This window comes from Pseudomonas sp. 05N432 (genome assembly GCF_056396945.1).
This window is the reverse complement of record NZ_JBFTMM010000017.1, coordinates 106,315-128,801: the sequence shown is the minus strand read 5'-3', so window position 1 is coordinate 128,801 and position 22,487 is coordinate 106,315. Positions and strand designations below refer to the sequence as shown.

The window sequence follows — 22,487 nt, the reverse complement described above, 5'->3', positions numbered from 1 at the left end:
AAACGGCCGTCTGCACGCTTTCGAGCGCAGACGACCGTTGTGTTTTTACCTTACCGCTTACGCTTGCGCAGCGACCCGCTTCTCCCGGGCCCGGCGCGACAGCATGTTCAGACCTTCAATCGTTGCCGAGAATGCCATGGCCGCATAGATGTAGCCTTTCGGTACGTGGGCACCGAAGCCTTCGGCGATCAGGGTCATGCCGATCATGATCAGGAAGCCCAGGGCCAGCATCACCACTGTCGGGTTGTCATTGATGAATTTGGCCAGAGGCTCGGCCGCCAGCAACATCACCATCACCGACACCAGCACCGCGATGATCATGATCGGCAAATGCTCGGTCATGCCGACAGCGGTAATGATGCTGTCGATGGAGAACACCAGGTCGAGCATCAGGATCTGACCGATGGCGGCGGCAAAACCCAATGTCACGCTGGACGTTTTCGACGTCGGATCCTCGGCTGGCGGATCCATGCTGTGATGGATTTCAGTGGTCGCCTTCCACAACAGGAACAGGCCACCGGCGATCAGGATCATGTCTTTCCACGAGAGCGCGTGGTTGAACAGTTCAATCACCGGCTCAGTCAGTTGCACGATGAACGCGATGGTGCTCAGCAGGCCCAGACGCAGGACCAACGCCATGCTGATACCGATGCGGCGTGCCTTGGCACGGTGCTGCACGGGCAGCTTGTTGGTCAGGATCGAGATGAAGATCAGGTTGTCGATGCCGAGCACGATTTCCATCACGATCAACGTAGCCAGGGCGACCCAGGCTGTAGGGCTTGCTGCGAGTTGTAAAAGATAGTCCATGGGTCAGTCCTGACTCGATGTTGAACGGGTTAGATTTCCTGCGATGTACCGGGCGTTTTCTCGCTGTCGTTAGCGGTTTTTTCCTTGTTGCCGACGATGTTCGAAGTGGCCTCGCTCAGCGCTTGTTCCGCCGCCTTATGGGTATCGTCGATCGCCTGCTTGGCGGTTTCGGCAGCTTTGCCCATCAATTGCTGGGCACTTTTCTCGGCCTGGTCACAGCCTGTCAGCACCAGTGCAGAGAGGGCCAGCAACGAAGCGGCGGCCAGGGAGTTGAGTTTCATCATGTTTTCCTCGATAGAGCGGACTTGGCCAAGGGAGCGGCCCGTCGATAGCGAGGCATTCTAAGGAGGCAAATACTTCAGGAAAATTCGTATTTTTAGCAGCTATACTTCGGTTTTTACGAATCGGCAACGCGCATGCTCAATTACCGGCAATTGCATTACTTCTGGGTCGTGGCCAAAACCGGCAGCATCGTGCGTGCCTGCGAGCAATTGAACCTGACTCCGCAGACCATCAGCGGGCAGATCAGTCTGCTCGAGCAGACCTATGGGATAGAGTTGTTTCAGCGGGTTGGCCGGCAACTGGAACTGACCGAGGCGGGACGGCAGACACTGCCTTACGCCGAGCAGATGTTTCAACTGGGTGGCGAGTTGGAGGCCATGCTTCGGGCGCAGCCCAATGAACAGCAGATTCTGTTCCGGGTGGGCGTCGCCGACGTAGTGCCCAAATCCATCGTCTATCGCCTGATTGCACCGACCATGGAGCTGACTGAGCCGCTACGCATCACCTGTCGCGAAGACAAACTGGAGCGCTTGCTGGCTGATCTGGCCATTCAGCGGCTGGACCTGGTGATCTCCGACAGCCCGATGCCGTCGCACCTGGACATCAAGGGTTACAGCCAGAAACTCGGCGAATGCGGCATCAGTTTTTTCGCCACGACCGAATTGGCACAACGCTATGGCAAAGACTTCCCGCGCGGCCTGCACGGTGCGCCCCTGTTGATTCCTGGGCAGGAAACCGTGGTACGCAGCCGCTTGCAGCGCTGGTTCGCCGAACAGCAGATTCAGCCACGTATCGTCGGCGAGTTTGATGACAGTGCCTTGATGCAGGCGTTCGGCCAATCCGGCAGCGGGATTTTCATTGGCCCGAGCGTGATTGCCGACGAGGTGAGACGCCAATGCGGCGTCGAGTTGATCGGGCAGACCGATGCGGTGACCGAGTCGTTTTACGCAATCTCGGTCGAGCGCAAGGTCAAGCACCCCGGCATTGTCGCGATTACCGAAGGTGCCCGCCGCGAGCTGTTTACCGCGCCTTGAAGCCTCAGGCGCAGACGGCCGGGGCTTTGACCTTCATCAGCAACAAGGCCAATACAATCGACACCAGGATAAAACCGGCCGCCGCAAACCCCAGGCTGCCCAGGCCCAAGGTGTCGATCACGTGCCCACCGACCATCGCCCCCAAGCCAATACCCAGATTGGCTCCGGCGATGTTCAGCGATGCAGCAAAGGCTGGCGCCTGCGGGGCGGCTTTCATCAAGCGCACGTGGCTGACCAGGAACAACGCAGCCTGGGTCACGCCCCAGATGCCCATCGCCGCCGCCAGTCCCAGCGTCGAATGGATACTCGGCACCAGCGCCACCATGCCGCCGATCATGAAGCCACAGAACACCATCGACGCGATCAACGGATGGCGATCGACCATGCGCCCGCCCAGCGAGTTGCCGATCAGCCCGACCGCACCAAAGCCCATCAGGCACCAGCCGACCACGGTGCCGTTGAAACCGGCCAGCCGCTCAAGGATGTCGGCCAGGTAGGTGTAAGCGGTAAACATCCCGCTGAAGACCAGAATCGACAACAGCACGTGCCCTTGCATCAGCGGGCTGCGCAGAATCTTGAACTGTGAACGCAAGCTCACCTGCTGGTTGTGCAGGTTGGTTTTCGGCAAATAGATAAACAGCAGCAGCGCCTTGGCCAAGGCAATGACCGCGAGAATGCCGAACGCCGTGCGCCAGCCGAACGCATCGGAAATCAACGTGCCAACGGGGATCCCGAACACGGTCGCGCAGACAATCCCGAAACCGATCTTGGCAATCGCCCGCCCTGCGTAGTCCGGCCCGACGATGTCCACCGCCGTTTCACTGGCCAGCGCCCAGAACACCGGCAAACCCAGCGCCGGAATCAGCCGCGCGACAGCCATCACGCCGATATTCGGCGCCATGGCCGCCAGGGTGTTCGCCAGCCCGAACATGATCAGCACGCTGATAAACAGACGCCGACGCTCAAAACGCGCGAAGTACGCAGTCAGGAAGGGGCCGAAGGCGGCCACGGTAAACGCGAACAAGGTCACCAGCAGTCCCGCCTGGGGAACACTGACGTCGAGGTCGCGAGCGATCGACGGTAACAGACCGACAATGATGAATTCTGTGGTCAGCACGGTGAAACCGGCGGCTGACAACAACAGGATGGGCAACAGCATGGGGTAACTCCAGAAAACGACAACGCCAGCGACAGCCCAAGGGCTCACTGAGGGGAGATGAAAAAGTGGATGGCGAAGCTTAACAGAGAGTGTCCGACAGCGCTGGCGCAAACCTGACATATCCGCTTAAACACTCGGGTGGCAGATCGTCACAGGTCTGAAGGATCGCGACTACGCTGTGATAAAGTCCGCGCCCGCAAAAAAACTCAACCTAGCTCATCCGCCAATGCAGATGACGCAATGTGCGCTTGCCCGGTCAGCCTGCCCGTTTTTTTTGCTGACCGGGTTTCTCGATTCACGGCACCTTAAAAAAATCAGAGATACCGCTATGACTGCTGCTCCGCCTACTGTTTTGCAAAGACTCAAACACACCAGCCTGGTCACGCAAATCGTCATTGGACTGATCGCCGGTATTGCCTTGGCGCTCTTTGCGCCTGAGGTGGCGAAATCCACCGCATTCATCGGCAAAGTGTTTGTCTCGGCACTGAAAGCCGTCGCACCGATTCTGGTGTTCGTGCTGGTGATGGCCTCGATCGCCAATCACAAACATGGTCAGGAAACCCATATCAAGCCGATTCTGTTCCTGTATCTGCTGGGCACCTTTGCCGCGGCCGTGGTCGCAGTGGTGGCCAGCAGCCTGTTCCCTTCGGACCTGGTGCTGTCCACCCACGACGTGGCAATCAGCGCGCCCGGAGGAATCTCCGAAGTCTTGCAAAGCCTGTTGCTGAGCGTGGTCGACAACCCGATCAGTGCGCTGATGAACGCCAACTTCATCGGCATTCTGGCGTGGGCAATCGGCATGGGCATCGCCATCCGCCATGCCGGCGAAACCACCCGTACCGTGCTCGGCGACCTGTCCAACGGCGTCACGCTGATCGTGCGCCTGGTGATTCGTTTTGCTCCGCTGGGGATCTTCGGCCTGGTCGCCTCCACGCTGGCCACCTCGGGCTTCGGCGCGCTGATCGGCTACATGCATCTGCTGGCCGTACTGCTGGGTTGCATGCTGTTCGTGGCGCTGGTGATGAACCCGGTCATCGTGTTCTGGAAGCTGCGCCGCAACCCTTACCCGTTGGTGCTGACCTGCCTGCGGGAAAGCGGAATCACCGCGTTCTTCACCCGCAGTTCGGCGGCGAACATTCCGGTCAACCTGGAGCTGAGCAAGCGTTTGGGCCTGCATGAAGACACCTACTCGGTTTCGATCCCGCTAGGTGCGACCATCAACATGGCCGGTGCGGCGATCACCATCACGGTGCTGACCCTGGCGGCTGTGCACACGCTGGGGATTGCCGTGGACATCCCGACGGCCGTGCTGCTCAGCGTCGTCGCGGCGATCTGTGCCTGCGGCGCTTCGGGTGTGGCCGGTGGTTCACTGCTGTTGATTCCGCTGGCGTGCAGCCTGTTTGGTATTCCGAGCGAGATCGCCATGCAAGTGGTGGCGGTCGGCTTCATCATCGGCGTGTTGCAGGACTCGGCGGAAACCGCGCTGAACTCCTCCACCGACGTGCTGTTCACCGCGGCGGCGTGTCTGGCCCAGGAAGAGAAAACCGTACAAGCCGCGTAACAAACCGGCCCCACAAAAAAACCCGCCAAGGTTCACACCTTGGCGGGTTTTTTGTTGCTGGCGGGTTTAGAACGCGCCCATGTAATCGCGCTTGCCGACTTCAACACCGTTGTGACGCAGGATCGCGTAGGCGGTGGTGACGTGGAAGAAGAACTGCGGCAGGCCGTAGGTCAGCAGGTAAGCCTGGCCACTGAAGCGTTTTTCTTTCGGGGTGCCTGGGCGGGTAACGATCTCGATACCTTCCTTGCCGTTGATTTGTTCAGGCTTGATGCCGTCGATGAAGGACAGCACCTTGGTGATCAGGGCTTGCAGCTCGGCGAAGGTCACTTCGGTATCGTCGTACTTCGGCAGTTCGACTTCGGCCAGGCGGGCAGAAACGCCTTTGGCGAAATCAACGGCGATCTGCACCTGACGCACCAGCGGGAACATGTCCGGGTACAGACGCGCTTGCAGGAAGGCGTTCGGGTCGATGTTTTTGGCGGTGGCGTGAGCTTCGGCCTTGTTCAGAACATCGCTCAACGCGTTGAGCATTTGCTTGAAGACTGGAACGGAAGCAGCGTACAGAGAAATAGTCATGGCAGTCTCGTAGGGTGGAGGGTGTTGTGAAAGGAGTAAAACGTGGGCGCGATTATAGCCCTGCTTGCAGCGACGTGCGGCGTGTCTTTGATCCCGCACGACCGGCAAGCGTATCCACTCCTCCTAGCGCCCCTGAACAAACTGCACGATGACTTCAAAGCCGTCCTGTTTACCCGTCGCGGGCGACACGAGCGTCATCGTCGCATTGACGCCCTGGGCAATCGTCAGCGCAATGGCCAGGCCAAGCCCCGAACCCTCAGCGCCGCTTTCACCGCGCACAAAGCGCTCGGTCAGGCGTTTCAATATCGGCTCAGGCACCACCGGACCGGCATTGACCACCCTCAGGAGGGCCTGACTGGAAAGGCTCACCTCAATGGGTTGATCCGGCGCGCCATGCTTCATCGCGTTCTCGATCAGGTTGCGCACAAGAATGGCGAAAGCGTCAGGATCAATTGCCGACAGCACGCTTTGCACAGCGGGCAGAACCAGATGAACCCGCTGGCCGGCTGCGTGATTGCACTCATCGACCACATGCGCCAGTAACGGTATGAGGTCTTGCGGCACTTCGGACAAAAGCCCACCACCTTCAGCCTTGGCCAGTTGCATCAGCTTTTCCGAAAGTCGCGTCAGCGCCTGGAGAGAGGCCTCGATCTTCGCGGCGCGTACTTGAAGCGGGCCCTCAGGCGCCTCGCGGCGTAACCGCTGAATGTGTGCCAGCGTCGCCGCCAACGGGGTGCGCAGCTCATGGGCACTGTTGGCGGTAAAGCTGCGTTCCGTCTCCAGTGCCTTGCGCAGTCGCTCCATCAGATGGTTGACCGCCTCGGCCAATGGATCGATTTCCGCAGGCAACCGATCCACCTTGATCGGGGACAAGTCACCGACACCGCGCGTCTCGATGGCCCGGCGGTACGCCCGAACGCTGCGCAGGCTGACGTGCACGAACAACCAGGTGCCCAGCAAGCTGATCGGAATCAGTGCCAGCAACGGCAGGAGCAACGCGAACAAGGCCTCCTGAGCGGCTTCGCGTCGATGGGCCAAGGGTTCGGCCATCTCGATAAAAACACCTTCGCGCGGTGCGCTGGTCCCGTACAAGCGGTACCTGGCAGTGGTCGTGAAGCCCTCCACCGGCAGCGGATTGAATATGTCAGGGTCGGCATCATGAGATTGCATCAGGATCTCGCCCCTGGCATCGCGGACCAGGTACGTCAGGTATTCCTTGCGCACTTTGAGCGGCGCAATATGCCGAGCCCGGCGAGGCTCATCAGGGCTGCCGATTTCGAGTACGGCCAAGGGCAGGATTCGCTGTGCCGTCTCCTCCAGTGCACTGTCGAAGGCCTCGTTCAATTCGTGTTGCACCACGATCCAGGCGCCGACGGTCGCCCCCAGCCAAAGCACGGTCATGCCCAGCGTCAGCCCCAGCCCCAGGCGCTTTTGCAGACTCGAGGCGGGCTTCATTCCGGCATCAACCGGTAGCCCATCCCACGGACCGTCTCAATCATCTCGCGGCCGAGTTTCTTGCGCAGACGGCTGATATAGACCTCGATGGTGTTGCTTTCAATTTCGGCACCGAATGCATACAGGCGATCTTCCAGCTGGGATTTCGATAACAACGCGCCGGGGCGCTGGATGAAGGCTTCGAACAATGCCCACTCGCGAGCGGTGAGGTCCACCGTCATGCCGGCGCGCAGCACTGTGCGGGCGGTCATGTCGACCTGCAACCCGCCCACTTTGATCTGCGGATTGGGATTACCACTGTAGCGCCGCGCCACAGCCGCGACTCGGGCGGACAACTCGAAGAGATCAAAGGGTTTGACCAGATAGTCGTCAGCCCCCGCATTCAGGCCTTCGATGCGATCGGATATCTGATCCCGAGCCGTGAGAATAATCACCGGTGTGACGTCCCCTGCCCCGCGTTGCTGGCGCAAAAAATCCAGCCCTCGCCCGTCCGGCAGCATCAGGTCCAGCAAGATCAGGTCATAACGCGTCGTTCGCACACTGCTCTGAGCGTGATCGAGACGCTGCACCCAGTCCACCGCGTGGCCGTCATCCGCGAGTTGCTCACGTACCGCCTCGCCGAGCCCCACAGCGTCCTCAACCAATAAAACCCGCATTGCCACCCTCCTGTGATGGTTCGCCGTACAACACCTTGGCTGACGAACCTGACAAAGGCCTGAATCACCCTTCAGGTTGCTGTCAGCTTACAGGCGCAGGATTCAGCCACAACGCTTGAACGGGAAATCCACCATGAAAAAGCTGACTGCTGCGATTTGTCTCGCCACCGCCATTGCGCTGCCGGGTCTGGCCCAGGCGCGGGAAGTCACCCTGACCACCCGAATGAAAAATTACGACGGCAATGACGCGTATCTGGCGTTTTATGTGACCGACGCCAACGGTAAATACCAGAAAACCCTGTGGGTAGCTGGCAAAAAGGCCAAGTACTACAGGCATTTGTCCGACTGGGCCCGCGGCAGCGGCTTGAACCCCCGCGAGTTTGACGGGGTCAGCGGCGCCAGCGTCGGCAGCGGGCGCACCCTGAAAGTGAATGTTGAACTGGCAGACACGCTGATTGATGCCGGCTATCAGATCCGCGTCGACAGTGCTGTCGAGAATCAACGTGAGGCCCGCTCCGATATTGCCGTGCCATTGACCACCCAAGGCGCGGGAAAACCTTCTACCGGCAGCGGTTACATCGAGTCCTTTACCTACGACATGTGACACCGGCACCCCTTGGAGGCTGACCATGCTACGCCAGTTTCACTCACTGCCCGGTCTCGTCGCGGCGCTGCTGGTCATGCTGCTGGCGATCAGCGGTGCGATCCTGTCGATCAATCCGGCCCTGGAAAGACTGAGCGCGACAGTACCGGCATCCGGTCAGGTGAACGTTGCCGAGTTGGCGGGTCGAGTGGCGAACCACTACCCCGGGGTCGAAAAAATCCGCCGTACCGCCTCGGGTTCAGTCATCGTGTATTTCACCCAGGACGGCCAGACCGGCGCCGAGCGCGTCGACCCGCTGACCGGAGCAGGTGTTGCGAGCTATACGCCCTCTGCGTTCACCCGCTGGGTAAAAGACCTGCACCGGTCATTGCTGTCAGGCACACCGGGGCATGCGGTAGCCGGCATCGGTGCGCTGTTCATCCTGATACTGTCGATTTCCGGGGCTGCGCTGCTGGCACAGCGCCTGGGCGGCTGGCGGCGCGTGATGCGGCCACTGCGCGGCAGTTTCAATCAGCGCTGGCACGCTGAAGTCGGGCGTTTCGCGATTCTGGGCTTACTGTTGTCCGCGTTGACCGGGATGTACATGTCGGCCACCACCTTCGGCCTGATCTCGGACGGGACGCAACTCGAGCCGGTATTTCCGAGCACGCTCAGCAGCGGCCCGGCAGCACCGGTCACAACCTTGCCAGCACTGCTGGCGACTGACCTGAACGACCTGCGCGAGCTGGCCTACCCCAGCGTCGGCCATCCAGAGGATTTCTTTTCGTTGCGTACTGCGCAGGGCGACGGCTATGTCGACCCCACCAACGGAGCGCTGTTGTCTTACGTGCCCCACGACTCCATGCGGAATGCCTACGAGTTCATCTACCAGTTGCATACCGGCGAAAACCTCTGGTGGCTGGGCCTGTTCCTCGGCGTTTGCGCGCTCAGCGTGCCGTTGATGAGCGTCACCGGTGCGCTGCTGTGGTGGCGTCGTCGCCAGTCACAGCCGAAAATCCGTCACAACAGTGGCGCGCAAAACGCCGACACGGTGATTCTGGTCGGCAGCGAAAGCAACACCACCTGGGGCTTCGCCAACACCTTGCATGAGGCTTTGCACCAGACCGGCCACCGCGTCCATACCGCGCCCATGAACCGGCTCGCGGTGGAGTATCGCAGCGCCCAACGGCTGTTCATCCTGACCGCCACCACCGGCGACGGTGACGCACCCGCCTCGGCCTCGCAATTCTTCAAACGACTGGCGAATGCCCGCCTAAAGCCTGGCCTGGGTTTTGCCGTACTGGGATTTGGCGATCGGCAGTTCCCGAAGTTTTGTCAGTTTGCCAAGGACGCTCAGGCGGCTCTGCTGGCTTCAGGCGGGACGCAGCTGCTGGAACTTGAAACCATCAATCGCCAATCCGCCCAGGCGTTCACCCGTTGGGGCAGCGCCGTTGGCCGATTGCTGGGCCATGAACTGACGCTGATACACGCCCCACGGCTGCCGGAAACCACGACCCTGGCGTTGATCGATCGCACACACTACGGCGAACACGTGAACGCCCCCACCCAGATCCTGCGTTTCAACGCAGCCGCAACGTCTCGCTCGCCGGGCGAGCTCAAACACAGACGCAACAGCGGCCTGCCCCGGTTCCAGGCCGGAGATCTGGTTGGCGTGCTGCCGCCCGGTTCCAGGGTGCCGCGCTACTACTCACTGGCCAGCGGATCAGATGACGGCGTTCTGGAAATTTGTGTGCGTAAACACGCAGACGGCGTGTGTTCCGGGTTCCTTCATGATTTGCCGCTGGGAGGACAGATTGAAGCCTTCATACAGCCCAATCCCGAGTTTCGTCCCGGCCGTGGAAAACAGCCGGTGATTCTCATCGGCGCCGGTACGGGGATCGGCCCTTTAGCCGGTTTTATCCGCAACAACAAAGCCAGGCAGCCCATGCACTTGTACTGGGGCGGACGTCACCCGGCGTCCGACTTTCTCTATGAACCCGAGCTTAACCGCTATCTGGCGGATCAGCGCCTCACCCGGTTGCGCGCCGCCTTCTCCCAAACCCATGAACGCAGCTATGTGCAGGACCGCCTGATCACCGACGCGATGGCACTCCGTCACCTGATTGAAAAAGGTGCCCACGTATTGGTGTGCGGGAGTCGCGAGATGGCCAAAGGGGTGATGAACGCCCTGGATGAAGTGTTGGCTCCGCTCGACTTGAATGTGCTGACGCTCAAATCACAAGGACGCTACCGTGAAGATGTCTACTGACCCCCAGCGCTATAGCCTGAGCGGGGAGACCATGGGCACCCGTTACAGCGCGGTGTTTTACGCCGAGCCACCGGTGGATGAGGCTGCCATCAACGAGAGTCTGTTTGCGGCTGTCGACACGGTGGATCAACAGATGTCGACCTGGAAGACCCATTCCGCGCTCAACCGTCTCAACGCAGCAGCCGAACAGCAATGGCTGCCCATACCCGAGGAGCTGGCCACCGTCCTGGCCACGGCGCTACGGGTGGGTCGTCAATCCAACGGGGCGTTTGATATCGCCGTGGGTGATCTGGTCAATGCCTGGGGCTTCGGGCCTGGCGAACAACGACCCGGCGCAGCGCATATCAGTGCCTCGGATCGTCAGGCGCGCGTGCCAGCCACGCAAGCGCTGGAGATTGATCCGTTGCGCAACCTGGCCCGTAAACGCTCAGCGACTACCCTTGATCTATCAGGCATCGCCAAGGGCTTTGCGGTGGATGAAATGGCACGTTGCCTCGATGGCTGGGGGATAACGAACTATTTGGTGGGGATCGACGGTGAAATGCGCGCGCACGGGGCCAAGCCGGGTGGAGAGTCCTGGATTGTTGCGATTGAAAGACCCCGCCGCGGCATTCGTGAGGTCATGGGGGTAATGGAGATCAGCGATGCGGCGATTGCCACGTCCGGGGACTATCGTCAGTGGATCGAGGTCGCGGGCCGGCATTACTCGCATACGATGGATCCGGCTCGCGGAGCGCCCTTGTCCAACTCACTCGCGGCCGTGACGGTGGTCGCCGCCACCTGCATGCTCGCCGATGCATGGGCCACCGCGCTGATGGTCCTGGGGGAGAAAGCCGGTCCTGAGCTTGCGCAGGAACGCGGTATGGATGCGTTGTTCGTAATACATGATGGTGAGCATTTCAGGGAACTATCGGTTGTTGCCGGACAGCTCCAGGCGCAGATTGAAACTCGCTGAAACGACCAGGCCAGTGGTTGATTTATCCAGGCATTTTTTTGATCGGTATCAATTCAACGACAGTGAGCAGATTTCAACGATGAAGTTCTTTCGCAGACACGCTGAATCCCATAAGCATGAGCGAATCGGCTGGCTTCGGGCCGCGGTATTGGGTGCCAACGACGGCATAGTATCGACCGCCAGTCTGCTGATCGGCGTCGCCGCCGCCAATGCCACCCATAGCACCTTGCTCGTCACGGGCGTGGCCGGGCTGGTGGCGGGTGCGATGTCGATGGCGGCGGGAGAATACGTCTCCGTGCATTCCCAGGCCGATACCGAACGGGCCGATCTGTTGCGCGAACAAGCAGAGCTTGAGACAGCGCCGCTTGCCGAACACCGGGAGTTGGCGGCCATCTATGTGGATCGCGGTGTTGAACCCGAACTGGCCAGTAAAGTCGCCACGCAACTCATGGCGCACGATGCACTGGGCTCACATGCGCGCGACGAACTGGGCATTTCCGATGCGCTCAGCGCAAAACCGCTGCAGGCGGCAATGTCCTCGGCGGCCAGTTTTGTAGTGGGCGCCGCATTGCCGCTGGGCGTGACCATCCTCGCACCGACTGGCAGTGTGATTGCCTGGATATCCGGCATGTCACTGGTATTCCTGGGCGCTTTAGGCGGTATTGCCGCCAAGGCAGGCGGTGCCAATCTGCTGATCGGCGCCTGGCGGGTGACGCTGTGGGGCGCGCTGGCGATGGCCATTACCGCTGCTGTCGGTATTTCATTTGGTGCCGTTGCTTAGCGCTTATATGAAATGGACTGAGCGTTACCCGGTCACGGTCAGCGACAAGCGTGTTCATTCAAGCCGTAATGCGATCTGTAGCAGCTGCCGAAGGCTGCTACAAAGAGTGCGTTGCGGCTGAAATTGCTTAAGTGAACAGCATTCATGGCTTGGGCTTGGCGGACCTGACTGACTACGTTTGATTTGATTTTGATCAATCATGGAGTTTTGGTGTGCTGTAGGTTGAAAAAACAGAATCCCGCTATTTCATTACCGGGGAAGTTCCATGTTCTGGTTTCGCCATCATCGTGCTGTGGGTATTACGGTGTTGTCCTCATCCTTTGGAGATTGCCATGCATGCCTCATTGAAATTGATCCTCGCCGCCCTGCTTGTGAGCAGCCCGCTCGTGGCCTCGGCCGTCGATGAACACCACCCGGAGCTGAACCCGACCGACCCCGCTCAAACCAGCACACCCGCCACACCCGCCACAGCTGAGCAGAACAAGGCCATGGCCGAGCAAATGAAAAAAATGCAGGCTGCACACGACAAAATCGCCGCCGCCAAAACCCCTGCCGAGCGGCGGGCCGCCATGCAGGAGAGCATGAAGACGATGAAGGACGGTATGGCCATGATGAATGCAAACTGTAATGACATGGGTATGCCGGGCAACAAGGACAGAATGGGCATGATGAACATGATGATGAATATGATGGATCAGCAATCGAACATGATGAAGATGCCGATGAACCAGTGATCCGGACAAGCCTGTCGTAACGGCCACGGCGGTTTCACCCTGAAACCGCGGTGTTGATCCTGTTCGGCGTATTGGCAGCGCTCACTCCCCTGGAGCACCCAACCATGATCAACTCACAGCACTCGACCAACACGTCTCCAGCATTTTGGAGAAGCAAATCCGGCATCGCGCTAGGCATGCTGCTGGTCATTGCATTGTTCTATCTGGCCCGTGAGCACTACGGCCATATTCTCGGCCTGTTGCCCTACTCGATTTTGCTGTTGTGTCCGCTGATGCATTTGTTTGGGCACCACCATCACGGTGGTCACAGCCATCGAAGCGAAACCGCAGACCCGGTCAAGGACGAGAACAGGAATTGACTCATGCACGGCGTTGAGCATCATCAAGAGCACAACCCGGCACCCCCGGTCGATCGGATGCCCGCAGCCCGCTTGTCAGCTACTGCTGAATACACCTGCCCCATGCACCCGGAAGTCCGCCAGACGGGCCCCGGTACCTGCCCCAAGTGCGGGATGACCCTGGAGCCGGTGATCCCCGAACTGGAAGAGGACGAGAACCCCGAGCTCAAGAGCTTCACCCGGCGCTTCTGGTGGACATTGCCGCTGACAGTGATCGTCACGGTGCTGGCCATGAGCAGTCATGTCCTGATGCTGTTCCACGGTCCCCTACAAAACTGGATCGAGCTGGCACTGGCCACCCCCGTCGTGCTGTGGGCTGGATGGCCTTTTTATGTGCGCGGCGTACATTCGGTAATTCAGCGCAGTCCCAACATGTGGACGTTGATAGGTCTTGGTACGGCAGCGGCCTTCCTTTACAGCGTCGTCGCCACCCTGGCCCCCAATACCTTCCCCGACACGTTCATGATGGACGGTCGCATCGGCGTGTACTTCGAAGCGGCGGCGGTGATCATTTCGCTGACCTTGCTCGGCCAGATGCTCGAACTCAAGGCGCGTTCGCAAGCCTCGGCAGCCATCAAGTCGCTGCTTGGGCTGGCACCGAAAACCGCCCGCCGGATCAATGCCGACGGCACGGAAGAAGACATCCCGTTGACCCACGTACACAGCGGCAACACCTTGCGCATACGCCCGGGTGAAAAAGTGCCGGTCGACGGTCAGGTGCTGCAAGGCGAAAGCGCGGTGGATGAGTCGATGCTCACCGGTGAGCCGATACCGGTCATGAAAAAGGCCGGCGACGTATTGATCGGCGCCACCCTCAACCTCCATGGCAGTCTGGTGATGCAGGCACAGAAGGTCGGGGCAGCGACCCTCCTCGCGCAGATCGTGCAGATGGTTGCGCAGGCACAGCGTTCGAAAGCGCCAATGCAACGTCTGGCCGACGTGATCGCCGGTTACTTTGTGATCGGGGTGATCAGCATCGCGCTGCTGACGCTGGTCGGCTGGGGCCTGTGGGGGCCAGAGCCAAGCTGGGTATTTGGCCTGATCAACGCCGTCGCGGTCATGATCATTGCCTGCCCCTGTGCCCTGGGTCTGGCGACACCAATGTCGGTCATGGTCACCACCGGCAAGGCCGCCAGTGTCGGTGTGTTGTTTCGCGATGCCGCCGCCATCGAGAACCTGCGCAAGATCGACACCTTGATCGTCGACAAGACCGGCACCCTCACCGAAGGTCGGCCAGCGTTCCACAGTGTCGAGGCGGCACCCGGATTTACCCAGGACGAAGTGCTGCGCCTGGCGGCGTCTCTCAATCAGGGCAGCGAGCACCCGTTGGCACATGCCATCGTCGAGCAAGCCCGCCGCATGGGTCTGACACTGAGCACACCTGAAGCCTTTGAGTCCGCCTCCGGTATTGGCGTCAGCGGTCAGGTCGAGGGGCGTGGCCTGAGACTGGGCAATACGGTGTTGATGGATGAGGCGGGTGTTTCCATACAGAGCTTGCAAGCCCAGGCAGAAATGCTACGCAGTGACGGCACGAGCATCATGTACCTGGCGGTCGATGGTGTCCTGGCGGGGTTATTGGCGGTAGCCGACCCCATCAAGCCCACCTCGAAACTGGCAGTCGGCCGTCTGCAAGCGGACGGCGTCAAGGTCGTCATGGCGACTGGCGACGGCCTTACGACGGCCCGTTCGGTGGCGCGTCAATTGGGTATCGAAGAAGTGCACGGCGAGGTCAAGCCGCAAGACAAGGAGCGCCTGGTCGCGGCGCTGCAACAGGCCGGACACCGGGTGGCGATGGCTGGCGACGGCATCAATGACGCCCCGGCACTGGCGCGCGCCGATGTGGGTATCGCCATGGGCACCGGCACTGACGTGGCGATGAACAGCGCCCAGGTGACCCTGGTCAAGGGCGACCTGCTCGGCATCCTGCGTGCCCGCAGCCTGTCAGTGGCCACCGTGAGAAACATGCACCAGAACCTGACCTTCGCCTTCCTTTACAACGCCATGGGCATTCCACTGGCCGCCGGTGTGTTCTACCCGCTGACCGGTCATCTTCTATCGCCACTGATCGCGGCGCTGGCCATGAGCGTGAGCTCGGCATCGGTAGTGTTCAATGCCTTGCGCCTGCGCCAGGCCGCGATTGAATAAGCGAAATACGCTGACACCCAACCGCCGCCCAACCACTCGAATCCTGTGAGCACTCCCTGCCTTTTCTATACGGCACTGCGGCGCACCAGCCCATTGGGTTTATCCCTTGTGTCCTTCGCGCGGTTTGCCATTCCTCTGATCTACATCAACTCCCGGCAGCCCATTCGCGCAGACATTAATCATCAGCATTCATGCTTTCGCATTGGCGATAGCCGACGAAGAAATTGTCTCGTGGAGGTTTGCATGGCAACGCATGTGCACGGCACCCAACCGACTATTCCAGGCATTTCGCCTCGCCCTGAGGCGGGAAGCTTGCGCCAGCTGGAACCCAGGCGCCTGTCCTTGAGCCTGTTGATCGCTCTGGTGGTCGGCTCGATGATCGGCAGCGGTATTTTCAGCCTGCCCCAGAACATGGCCGCGGGCGCTGGTGCCGGCGCGATCCTGATTGGCTGGTTGATCACCGGCGTCGGCATGCTGTCACTGGCACTGGTCTACCAAACCTTGTCCAACCGCCAGCCCGAACTGGATAACGGCGTGTTTGCCTATGCCCGCGCATTGGGCGGCGAATTCCTCGGTTTCAACTCGGCCTGGGGTTACTGGATCAGTGCCTGGATCGGTAACGTCAGTTACCTGGTGATTCTGTTCGCGGCGCTGAGTTACTTCTTCCCGCTATTCGGTGAAGGCAATAACAAAGCAGCCATTGCGGCGGCGTCGCTGGTGCTGTGGTCGTTGCACTGGATGATCCTGCGGGGCATGCGCACCGCAGCGCGGGCCAATGCCCTCACGACCCTGGCCAAGATCGTTCCGTTGCTTGTGTTTATCGGCCTGGTGATTGCGGCGTTCCAGCGCGAAACGTTCATGGTCGACTTCTGGGGCTCACCGGCGCTGGGCAGCACCCTGGATCAGGTCAAAAGCACGATGCTGGTCACCGTCTGGGTGTTTATCGGCATCGAAGGCGCCAACGTATTTTCCGCCCGAGCGGCAGAACGGGTGAATGTGGGACGGGCCACCGTCATCGGCTTTGTCCTCACCTTGTTGCTGCTGATTGCGGTGTCCCTGCTGTCACTGGGCATTCTCAGGCAACCGGAACTGGCCGCCCTGAAAAATCCTTCGATGAGTGGCGTGCTTGAGGCGGTGGCCGGCCCTTGGGGAGCGATGCTGATCAGTATCGGCCTGATCATTTCGGTCGGCGGCGCCCTGCTCGCCTGGACACTGCTGGCGGCAGAGTCGGTGTTCACACCGGCCAGGGAAAAGGTCATGCCGGGGCCGCTGGCCCTGGAAAACACCCATGGTGCGCCTGCCAATGCCTTGTGGATTACCAACGGCTGCATTCAGCTATTCCTGCTGCTGACGCTGTATTCGAGCGCCAGTTACCTGGCCCTGATCTCTCTGGCGACCTCGATGATTCTGTTGCCGTACCTGTTCAGCGGCCTATACGCGTTGAAGCTGACGTGGCAGGGCGCGACCTATGCCGGACACAAAGCCCTGCAACTGCGCGACATGGCGATTGCCTCGGTCGCAACCCTGTATTGCTTCTGGCTGTTATTCGCCGCAGGGCCGAAATACATGCTGCTCAGCGCCCTGCTCTATGCCCCCGGCTCACTGATTTACCTGGCCACCAAACGGGCTCGCCAGGGTCAAGCGCTGAACGGCTTTGAGTGGGGATTGTTGATCGTCATCTGGGCGGCGGCCGCTTTCGCCGGCTGGATGCTGTGGTCAGGGAAACTGGCCTTGTAAGGCCAAATCAATGAATGGATGTGTTTTTTCTCGAGGCAGGCACAGGTGTCCAAAACGTTTACAGCCCACCTCGACATAGCCAAAGAGGAGAACTGAAAATGGCCAATTCCGTGAAAAAAGTACCGGTTCATACCGAAAAAAAAGCAAGTCCGCTCCCAGCGACGACTGACCTTTGGCGTCCTCTGCAAAAACTGCGGGAACAGGTTGATCACCTGTTCGAAGACTTCAATCGAGGTCCTTTGGGATTATCGCCATTCAGCCGTGGGCTGTTCGACGTCGAGCCGCTTTTATCTCGTGAACTGATGGGTTACGGCATCCCTGCCGTGGACATCACCGAGAAAGATAAAAGCTTCGATATCACTGTCGAACTGCCCGGTATGGACCAGAAGGATGTCGAGATCAAACTGTCCAACGGCAGCCTGATCATCAAAGGCGAAAAACAGGAAGACAAGGAAGAAAAAAGAAAGGGCTATTACCTGTCGGAGCGTCACTACGGCTCCTTCGAACGGATGTTCAACCTGCCTAAAGGGGTCGACGCCGACAAGATCGAAGCGAGCTTCAGCAAAGGTGTGCTGAGCATATCGCTACCGAAAAAGCCCGAAGCCATGAAACCGGAGAAAATTGTGCCGATCAAAGGCAATTAAGCCGATGACCGTCCTCCTCACCTTGCCGGGAAACCGGCAAGTTTTTTTTGCATCGAACATTATGACTCCCCCCCCCAATTGGCAGCCCGTCTATCCACTTGCCCGTTCGTATGCCTGTTTTCTGATGTGGATCAGATTTTTCTCCTGAGCGACTCCTATTCTCGAATTGCCCCCACGATTGGGTAGACATCATGAATATCGACTCGGTAAAACGTTGCACGCTGATAGGGGCAATCCTGATCGCCACGTGCCTTGCATTACCGGCCAACGCCGACCGACACGGAGGCGGTCATATCGGCGCTCCGTTCTGGTGGGGCATCGGTCTTGGCTTGGGACTGGGCTGGGAAGGCGCATACCTTCGTGGTCCGTATTACTACCCCTCCTATCCGATTTACTACTACCCGCCCCCTGTTTATTACTACCCGGCCAACCCGCCTGTGGTGGCAGCGCCCCCCAACACTCCGTCGGTGCCAAGCTGGTATTACTGCCCTTCAGCCAAAGGTTACTACCCTTATATACGCCAATGCCCTGAAGCGTGGCGCCTGGTTCCGGGGACTCCCTCGGGGCCCATACAGTGACAGGCGCAGCTGATTTCGCGGAGGTCATCCCGCACGTTGCTGACGAAAGGGAATGGAGCGTCTCAATCCCGCACCCACAGCCACTCATCCCCGGGCGGAACAGGCGCTCAGGAACGCCTTGAGTTCCTTCAGGGGACGGGTGTTGAGCACGTCGGTTTTTTCCAGCCAGGCACGCCGTGCCTGAGCGATTCCATACTGCAAATAGGCAAAGTCAACGGTGCGATGCGCATCCGAGTTGATGGCAATGAGCACCCCTTCATCCTTGGCGTAGCGGCACTGCAGGTCGAACAGGTCCATGCGTTGCGGCTGCGCATTGAGTTCCAGGCAGCAACCACGCTGCCGGGCCGCCTTGATGATGACCGGCAGATCCAGGTTCAGCGGGTCGCGCTCATTGATCAACCGGCACAGCGGGTGCGCCAGAATCGTGAAATAGCGATGATCCATGGCCCTGAGCAAGCGTTGGGTCTGTTGACGCAACGTCAGGCCGAAATGGCTGTGTACGGCGCCGACCACCAGGTCCAGGCGCCCGAGAATATCGTCCGGCAGGTCCAGGCTACCGTCTTCGAGAATGTCCACCTCGATGCCCTTGAGCAAGGTCACGCCCCGCAAGCGGCTGTTGAGCGCATCGATCTGGTCGATGTGCTTGAGCAGCCGGTCGGCATCCAGGCCATGGGCCACTCTGAGGGACCGCGAATGCTCGGTAATCGCCAGATAGTCCAGCCCGGCCTCCCGCGCGGCAAATGCCATCTCTTCCAGGCTGTTGCCCCCATCCGAGGCGCGGGTGTGAGCATGCAAATCGCCCTTGAGGTCGCTCAACTCGATCAGCCTGGGTAACTGACCTGCCTCTGCCGCGGCAATCTCACCGCGATTCTCGCGCAGTTCCGGTGTCATCCATTCCAGCCCCAGCGCCTGGTAAACGGATTCCTCGGTGGTGCCGGCCACACATTTTTTTGCTCTGAAGAGGCCATATTCACTGAGCTTGAGGCCTTGTTTCTGAGCCCGTTGGCGAATCGCGATGTTATGCGCCTTGCTGCCGGTGAAGTACACCAGGGCGGCGCCATAGACCGCCGGCTCGACCACCCGCAGATCCACTTGCATGCCGGTGCCCAGTATTACGCTGGTACGGGTGCGCCCCTGTGCCAGCACACTGGCAATGTCCGGATGCTGGATAAAGTGTGCCGTGACGTCCACCGACGGTGCCGCGGCCACCAGAATATCGATATCGCCGATGGTGTCGCGCATCCGTCGCAAGCTGCCGGCAACCGTAGCCGCCTCAACCCCTGGCAGCTGCTGCAGGTACTCGGTCAATCGCAGGGCCACTGGCGCAACAAAGGCCAATGGCAACCGGCGGTCCCTGCCAATGCCCTTCTGCGCGGCGTTCAACAGTCGGGCCTCCATCTTTTCGCCGAAGCCAGGCAGATGGCGAATGCGTCCGTCTTTAGCCGCCTGACACAGTTGCTGCGCGGTTTCGATGCCCAGGTCGTGATAAAGGTGTTTAACGCGTTTGGGGCCCAGCCCGGCAATGGAAAGCAGCTCGACCAGCCCCAGGGGCAATGTCGTACGCAGGCGCTGGCGCAGTGCGCAATCGCCGGTGGTGACGATTTCGTTGATCTTGCCGGCAAGGTCGACCCCAATGCCCGTGAGTTTGGGCAGCGGCTCACCGCGCACGATCAGCTTCGCGACCTCAAAGGTCAAAGCCCTCAGGGTTCGCGCTGCATTGCGGTAAGCGCGGATGCGGAAGGGATTGGCGTCCTCGATTTCCAGCAGATCGGCGATATCGTCAAAAATCGCGGCGATTTGATCATTGCCGATCGCCTGCCCGACCTTGGCCGATGAAGGAGGCAAGGTTGGCAACGGCTCTGGAAGCGGTGCCGCAGTGAGCTTCATGGCGCAATCCTGACTCAGTGGAGGTCACTGGATCAGGATTGCCGATCCCGCCACACGGTCATTGATATAGATCAGACAGTGCCTGAAGGCCTGGAACCGCGACGTGCCCCCAGGCTCATCGCCGGTGCCGAAAAGGCCCTCATTTTTTTGCCCCGAGTGTCGCAATGTAATGCGCGACAGAGGCGGCATCTTCATCAGACAGGGAATGAGTGACCTGCTTCATCAGAGCGCCACGCGGGCGCTGGTCGGTCTGCTGGAACACCTTGAGCTGGCGGATCATATACTCGGCATGTTGACCTGCCAGGCGCGGGAACTGGCCATTGCCCTGCCCCTCGGCACCATGACAGGAGCTGCACTGGGCGACACCCGAGCCAGGCAAGCCCTTGCGGAAGATCAATTCGCCGCGTGGATCAAACTTGTCGGCGTCAGCCTTCATGGGGCTCTGGCTGGAAAAATAGTCCGCCAGTTCGCTGATCTGGGTCTCTGTCAAATGGGTAAATCCCCACATGTACTGGGTCCCGGTTTTATCGCTGCGGACATGGCCCTTGAAGTCAGTCAGTTGCAGCTTCAGGTATTCCTTTTGCTGGCCGGCCAGCTTGGGAAACATCGGCGAGACGGACTCCCCCGTCAATCCGTGGCACATGGAGCAAACCTTGTCGACCATGGCGATACCGGACATCGGCGAGGTTTTTTCCGAGGCCTGTTCGGTCGTACCGGTGCAGCCCGTGAGCGCAACCACGCAGAGGGCAAGCAATAAATGCGATCGATTGAAAGTACTCTTCATGCCCGTTGCGTTCATGGTCTACGCCCCTGCGTTCAACTGATCAAAACGCGTACCACATATAAAGATAGGTGGTGTCGTTTTCGCTGGCATCACGGCCATTGCCGTCATAGTTGTTCGTTGCGCCCAAATAGCGGGTGAAATAGTTGTATTGGAGCCCGACCCTGAGGTTCTGCATCGGTAACCAGAACACCTCCGGCGTCCACATCTGTGTATTGGGTGAAAAACTGGCGCTGTCCGGGTACGCCGTGGCATCCGAGCTGCCATTGACATTGGTATACGCCAGGCTCGCACCATACTTGCCACCGTACACATAACTGCCCTTCAGCTTGAAGGATCGCAGGGTTGCAGGTCCGTCGAAGAGGGTCTGGGTGTCATCCCTGATTTCTTCCCTGACATAACGTATCTGTGCCGTGAAAGTATGGGGCTCAAGGAGGTACTGATACTGGCCATCGAAGCCTACGTCCCGGTACTCGGTACTGCCCTGGCCATGGATCGGATTGTTGGAGTCATCCATGGGCAGGATTTTGGCATTCATCGCAAAGGCCCCCAGCATCACGTTTTGGGCCCCCCATTCGTAGGTATAGGCCACCCGTGCATAAGGGCTTGAGCCATCCATGTACGTCAACGGATGGTAGGTGTCGCCCTTCTTGTTGCCCAGGCTCAGAAACTGCCATGTGTCTTTGGCGGTCTGGTAGGAAGTCAGCTCCAGATACAACGACTTGTTCAGATAAACATAGGCACCGATACCCGCCACCTGTTGAGCCAATCCCCCCTCGATCAGCGTCGAGGCAGGGACCCCGCCAAAGGCGCCCAGGGTTGAACTGACATACGGATAGCCCCACGCAGGCGTGCTGTTCCAGACATCCTGAACCGTGGGGTTGTTATGCAATGTGACGCCCCAGATGACATCTCGTGAGGCATCCAGCCGGCTGTCTGCATAACGCAGGTCAAAGTTGTCCGAGCCCAGGTGACTGACCCAATTACCCGAGGCGTCCTGGTGGTCATAGGAGGTGTAGGTGAATTGGGCAAAACCACCGATAACGTCAGTGATTTTTCCACCGAGGAACACGCTGCCGAAATCAATGATGAATTGCTTGTCTTTGGGTGAAATCGAGCTGCCCGCACCGTCGCTGTTGTTACGCGTCGAGGTGAAATCACCGACGATCATCGCGGCCAGGGGGTTGGTTTGTACGCCGTTGGTGTACCCCGTCAGCTTGAACAGACGCCCATAAGGTGTCAGCTCGGGAAATTGCCCGCCGGCATGGCAGGCAATGCAACTTTGTCCGGTTTGGCGTGCAAAGGAAGGCAAGGCCTGCGCTGACTGACAAAACAGCAGCACTGATAACGCCACCAGCAGGGTGCCCGGTCGCCGGAGTAATGTGATTAAAAAAGCTGACCCGGAAAAAAACGACTGCGCCACCGACTTCATTCCGCCTGCTTCGCCGTCCTTCACATTCATCTC

Annotated in this window: 21 protein-coding genes; 12 read left to right on the top strand and 9 right to left on the bottom strand. The window is 59.6% G+C overall.

Going from position 1 to position 22,487, the window contains the following annotated elements:
- Positions 1-57 precede the first annotated feature (57 nt).
- Positions 58-807, bottom strand: coding sequence for a TerC family protein (locus AC1DHT_RS19660; protein WP_427539892.1), 750 nt, complete (start codon positions 805-807; stop codon positions 58-60).
- A gap of 29 nt (positions 808-836) precedes the next feature.
- Positions 837-1,088: a hypothetical protein gene (locus tag AC1DHT_RS19655; protein WP_427539889.1), complete on the bottom strand. Its 252-nt coding sequence runs from the start codon at positions 1,086-1,088 to the stop codon at positions 837-839.
- Between the two features lie 135 nt (positions 1,089-1,223).
- Here AC1DHT_RS19655 and nhaR point away from each other — a divergent pair, with 135 nt between their 5' ends.
- The gene (gene nhaR / locus AC1DHT_RS19650; RefSeq protein ID WP_427539886.1) at positions 1,224-2,123 is read left to right on the top strand and encodes a transcriptional activator NhaR; all 900 of its coding nucleotides are present in this window, start codon (positions 1,224-1,226) and stop codon (positions 2,121-2,123) included.
- Between the two features lie 4 nt (positions 2,124-2,127).
- Here nhaR and AC1DHT_RS19645 read toward each other — a convergent pair whose 3' ends face one another.
- A complete protein-coding gene (locus AC1DHT_RS19645) occupies positions 2,128-3,282 on the bottom strand; it encodes an MFS transporter (RefSeq protein WP_427539883.1) in 1,155 nt (384 codons plus the stop codon).
- 328 nt (positions 3,283-3,610) lie between these two features.
- Here AC1DHT_RS19645 and sstT point away from each other — a divergent pair, with 328 nt between their 5' ends.
- Positions 3,611-4,843, top strand: coding sequence for a serine/threonine transporter SstT (sstT, locus tag AC1DHT_RS19640; protein ID WP_427539880.1), 1,233 nt, complete (start codon positions 3,611-3,613; stop codon positions 4,841-4,843).
- Positions 4,844-4,909: 66 nt separating this feature from the next.
- On the opposite strand, the gene AC1DHT_RS19635 is transcribed toward sstT, so the two are convergent.
- The 3 genes from AC1DHT_RS19635 to AC1DHT_RS19625 all read right to left on the bottom strand — a co-directional run bounded on the left by AC1DHT_RS19635 (position 4,910) and on the right by AC1DHT_RS19625 (position 7,530).
- The gene (locus AC1DHT_RS19635; protein WP_427539877.1) at positions 4,910-5,419 is read right to left on the bottom strand and encodes a DUF1993 domain-containing protein; all 510 of its coding nucleotides are present in this window, start codon (positions 5,417-5,419) and stop codon (positions 4,910-4,912) included.
- Between the two features lie 123 nt (positions 5,420-5,542).
- On the bottom strand, positions 5,543-6,874 hold the full coding sequence (locus tag AC1DHT_RS19630) for an ATP-binding protein (protein ID WP_427539874.1): 1,332 nt from the start codon (positions 6,872-6,874) through the stop codon (positions 5,543-5,545).
- A complete protein-coding gene (locus AC1DHT_RS19625; protein WP_103316147.1) occupies positions 6,871-7,530 on the bottom strand; it encodes a response regulator transcription factor in 660 nt (219 codons plus the stop codon). The genes AC1DHT_RS19630 and AC1DHT_RS19625 overlap by 4 nt, the downstream gene beginning before the upstream one ends.
- 133 nt (positions 7,531-7,663) lie before the next feature.
- Here AC1DHT_RS19625 and AC1DHT_RS19620 point away from each other — a divergent pair, with 133 nt between their 5' ends.
- The 10 genes from AC1DHT_RS19620 (at position 7,664) to AC1DHT_RS19575 (ending at position 18,354) form a co-directional block, all read left to right on the top strand.
- Positions 7,664-8,134 carry a DUF2271 domain-containing protein gene (locus tag AC1DHT_RS19620; protein WP_427539870.1) on the top strand — a complete coding sequence of 157 codons (471 nt, stop codon included), beginning with the start codon at positions 7,664-7,666 and terminating at the stop codon, positions 8,132-8,134.
- 25 nt (positions 8,135-8,159) lie between these two features.
- Positions 8,160-10,382: a PepSY domain-containing protein gene (locus tag AC1DHT_RS19615; protein WP_427539867.1), complete on the top strand. Its 2,223-nt coding sequence runs from the start codon at positions 8,160-8,162 to the stop codon at positions 10,380-10,382.
- On the top strand, positions 10,372-11,337 hold the full coding sequence (locus tag AC1DHT_RS19610) for an FAD:protein FMN transferase (protein ID WP_427539933.1): 966 nt from the start codon (positions 10,372-10,374) through the stop codon (positions 11,335-11,337). Before AC1DHT_RS19615 ends, AC1DHT_RS19610 begins: the two co-directional genes overlap by 11 nt.
- Before the next feature lie 79 nt (positions 11,338-11,416).
- Positions 11,417-12,118 carry a VIT1/CCC1 transporter family protein gene (locus AC1DHT_RS19605; protein WP_427539864.1) on the top strand — a complete coding sequence of 234 codons (702 nt, stop codon included), beginning with the start codon at positions 11,417-11,419 and terminating at the stop codon, positions 12,116-12,118.
- A 332-nt stretch (positions 12,119-12,450) separates the two neighbouring features.
- Positions 12,451-12,852 carry a hypothetical protein gene (locus tag AC1DHT_RS19600; protein ID WP_427539861.1) on the top strand — a complete coding sequence of 134 codons (402 nt, stop codon included), beginning with the start codon at positions 12,451-12,453 and terminating at the stop codon, positions 12,850-12,852.
- 104 nt (positions 12,853-12,956) lie between these two features.
- Positions 12,957-13,211: a DUF2933 domain-containing protein gene (locus AC1DHT_RS19595; RefSeq protein WP_054596521.1), complete on the top strand. Its 255-nt coding sequence runs from the start codon at positions 12,957-12,959 to the stop codon at positions 13,209-13,211.
- A 57-nt stretch (positions 13,212-13,268) separates the two neighbouring features.
- The gene (locus AC1DHT_RS19590) at positions 13,269-15,395 is read left to right on the top strand and encodes a copper-transporting P-type ATPase (protein WP_427539930.1); all 2,127 of its coding nucleotides are present in this window, start codon (positions 13,269-13,271) and stop codon (positions 15,393-15,395) included.
- Between the two features lie 243 nt (positions 15,396-15,638).
- Positions 15,639-17,132, top strand: a complete 1,494-nt coding sequence (arcD, locus tag AC1DHT_RS19585) for an arginine-ornithine antiporter (RefSeq protein WP_427539858.1) — start codon at positions 15,639-15,641, stop codon at positions 17,130-17,132.
- A gap of 98 nt (positions 17,133-17,230) precedes the next feature.
- A complete protein-coding gene (locus AC1DHT_RS19580; RefSeq protein ID WP_103316140.1) occupies positions 17,231-17,776 on the top strand; it encodes an Hsp20/alpha crystallin family protein in 546 nt (181 codons plus the stop codon).
- 191 nt (positions 17,777-17,967) lie between these two features.
- Positions 17,968-18,354, top strand: a complete 387-nt coding sequence (locus AC1DHT_RS19575; protein ID WP_427539855.1) for a hypothetical protein — start codon at positions 17,968-17,970, stop codon at positions 18,352-18,354.
- A gap of 84 nt (positions 18,355-18,438) precedes the next feature.
- Here AC1DHT_RS19575 and polX read toward each other — a convergent pair whose 3' ends face one another.
- The 3 genes from polX to AC1DHT_RS19560 all read right to left on the bottom strand — a co-directional run bounded on the left by polX (position 18,439) and on the right by AC1DHT_RS19560 (position 22,484).
- Positions 18,439-20,241, bottom strand: a complete 1,803-nt coding sequence (gene polX, locus AC1DHT_RS19570; RefSeq protein ID WP_427539852.1) for a DNA polymerase/3'-5' exonuclease PolX — start codon at positions 20,239-20,241, stop codon at positions 18,439-18,441.
- A gap of 139 nt (positions 20,242-20,380) precedes the next feature.
- Complete coding sequence (locus tag AC1DHT_RS19565; protein WP_427539849.1) at positions 20,381-21,025, bottom strand: c-type cytochrome; 645 nt, start codon at positions 21,023-21,025, stop codon at positions 20,381-20,383.
- A 40-nt stretch (positions 21,026-21,065) separates the two neighbouring features.
- The gene (locus AC1DHT_RS19560; protein ID WP_477761432.1) at positions 21,066-22,484 is read right to left on the bottom strand and encodes a cytochrome C; all 1,419 of its coding nucleotides are present in this window, start codon (positions 22,482-22,484) and stop codon (positions 21,066-21,068) included.
- Positions 22,485-22,487 lie beyond the last annotated feature (3 nt).

What these genes read in the sequence shown, in the direction of transcription:
- AC1DHT_RS19660 (WP_427539892.1), bottom strand. Translation starts at nt 807, where the DNA reads ATGGACTATCTTTTACAACTCGCAGCAAGCCCTACAGCCTGGGTCGCC.
- AC1DHT_RS19655 (WP_427539889.1), bottom strand. Translation starts at nt 1,088, where the DNA reads ATGAAACTCAACTCCCTGGCCGCCGCTTCGTTGCTGGCCCTCTCTGCA.
- nhaR (WP_427539886.1), top strand. Translation starts at nt 1,224, where the DNA reads ATGCTCAATTACCGGCAATTGCATTACTTCTGGGTCGTGGCCAAAACC.
- AC1DHT_RS19645 (WP_427539883.1), bottom strand. Translation starts at nt 3,282, where the DNA reads ATGCTGTTGCCCATCCTGTTGTTGTCAGCCGCCGGTTTCACCGTGCTG.
- sstT (WP_427539880.1), top strand. Translation starts at nt 3,611, where the DNA reads ATGACTGCTGCTCCGCCTACTGTTTTGCAAAGACTCAAACACACCAGC.
- AC1DHT_RS19635 (WP_427539877.1), bottom strand. Translation starts at nt 5,419, where the DNA reads ATGACTATTTCTCTGTACGCTGCTTCCGTTCCAGTCTTCAAGCAAATG.
- AC1DHT_RS19630 (WP_427539874.1), bottom strand. Translation starts at nt 6,874, where the DNA reads ATGAAGCCCGCCTCGAGTCTGCAAAAGCGCCTGGGGCTGGGGCTGACG.
- AC1DHT_RS19625 (WP_103316147.1), bottom strand. Translation starts at nt 7,530, where the DNA reads ATGCGGGTTTTATTGGTTGAGGACGCTGTGGGGCTCGGCGAGGCGGTA.
- AC1DHT_RS19620 (WP_427539870.1), top strand. Translation starts at nt 7,664, where the DNA reads ATGAAAAAGCTGACTGCTGCGATTTGTCTCGCCACCGCCATTGCGCTG.
- AC1DHT_RS19615 (WP_427539867.1), top strand. Translation starts at nt 8,160, where the DNA reads ATGCTACGCCAGTTTCACTCACTGCCCGGTCTCGTCGCGGCGCTGCTG.
- AC1DHT_RS19610 (WP_427539933.1), top strand. Translation starts at nt 10,372, where the DNA reads ATGTCTACTGACCCCCAGCGCTATAGCCTGAGCGGGGAGACCATGGGC.
- AC1DHT_RS19605 (WP_427539864.1), top strand. Translation starts at nt 11,417, where the DNA reads ATGAAGTTCTTTCGCAGACACGCTGAATCCCATAAGCATGAGCGAATC.
- AC1DHT_RS19600 (WP_427539861.1), top strand. Translation starts at nt 12,451, where the DNA reads ATGCATGCCTCATTGAAATTGATCCTCGCCGCCCTGCTTGTGAGCAGC.
- AC1DHT_RS19595 (WP_054596521.1), top strand. Translation starts at nt 12,957, where the DNA reads ATGATCAACTCACAGCACTCGACCAACACGTCTCCAGCATTTTGGAGA.
- AC1DHT_RS19590 (WP_427539930.1), top strand. Translation starts at nt 13,269, where the DNA reads ATGCCCGCAGCCCGCTTGTCAGCTACTGCTGAATACACCTGCCCCATG.
- arcD (WP_427539858.1), top strand. Translation starts at nt 15,639, where the DNA reads ATGGCAACGCATGTGCACGGCACCCAACCGACTATTCCAGGCATTTCG.
- AC1DHT_RS19580 (WP_103316140.1), top strand. Translation starts at nt 17,231, where the DNA reads ATGGCCAATTCCGTGAAAAAAGTACCGGTTCATACCGAAAAAAAAGCA.
- AC1DHT_RS19575 (WP_427539855.1), top strand. Translation starts at nt 17,968, where the DNA reads ATGAATATCGACTCGGTAAAACGTTGCACGCTGATAGGGGCAATCCTG.
- polX (WP_427539852.1), bottom strand. Translation starts at nt 20,241, where the DNA reads ATGAAGCTCACTGCGGCACCGCTTCCAGAGCCGTTGCCAACCTTGCCT.
- AC1DHT_RS19565 (WP_427539849.1), bottom strand. Translation starts at nt 21,025, where the DNA reads ATGAAGAGTACTTTCAATCGATCGCATTTATTGCTTGCCCTCTGCGTG.
- AC1DHT_RS19560 (WP_477761432.1), bottom strand. Translation starts at nt 22,484, where the DNA reads ATGAATGTGAAGGACGGCGAAGCAGGCGGAATGAAGTCGGTGGCGCAG.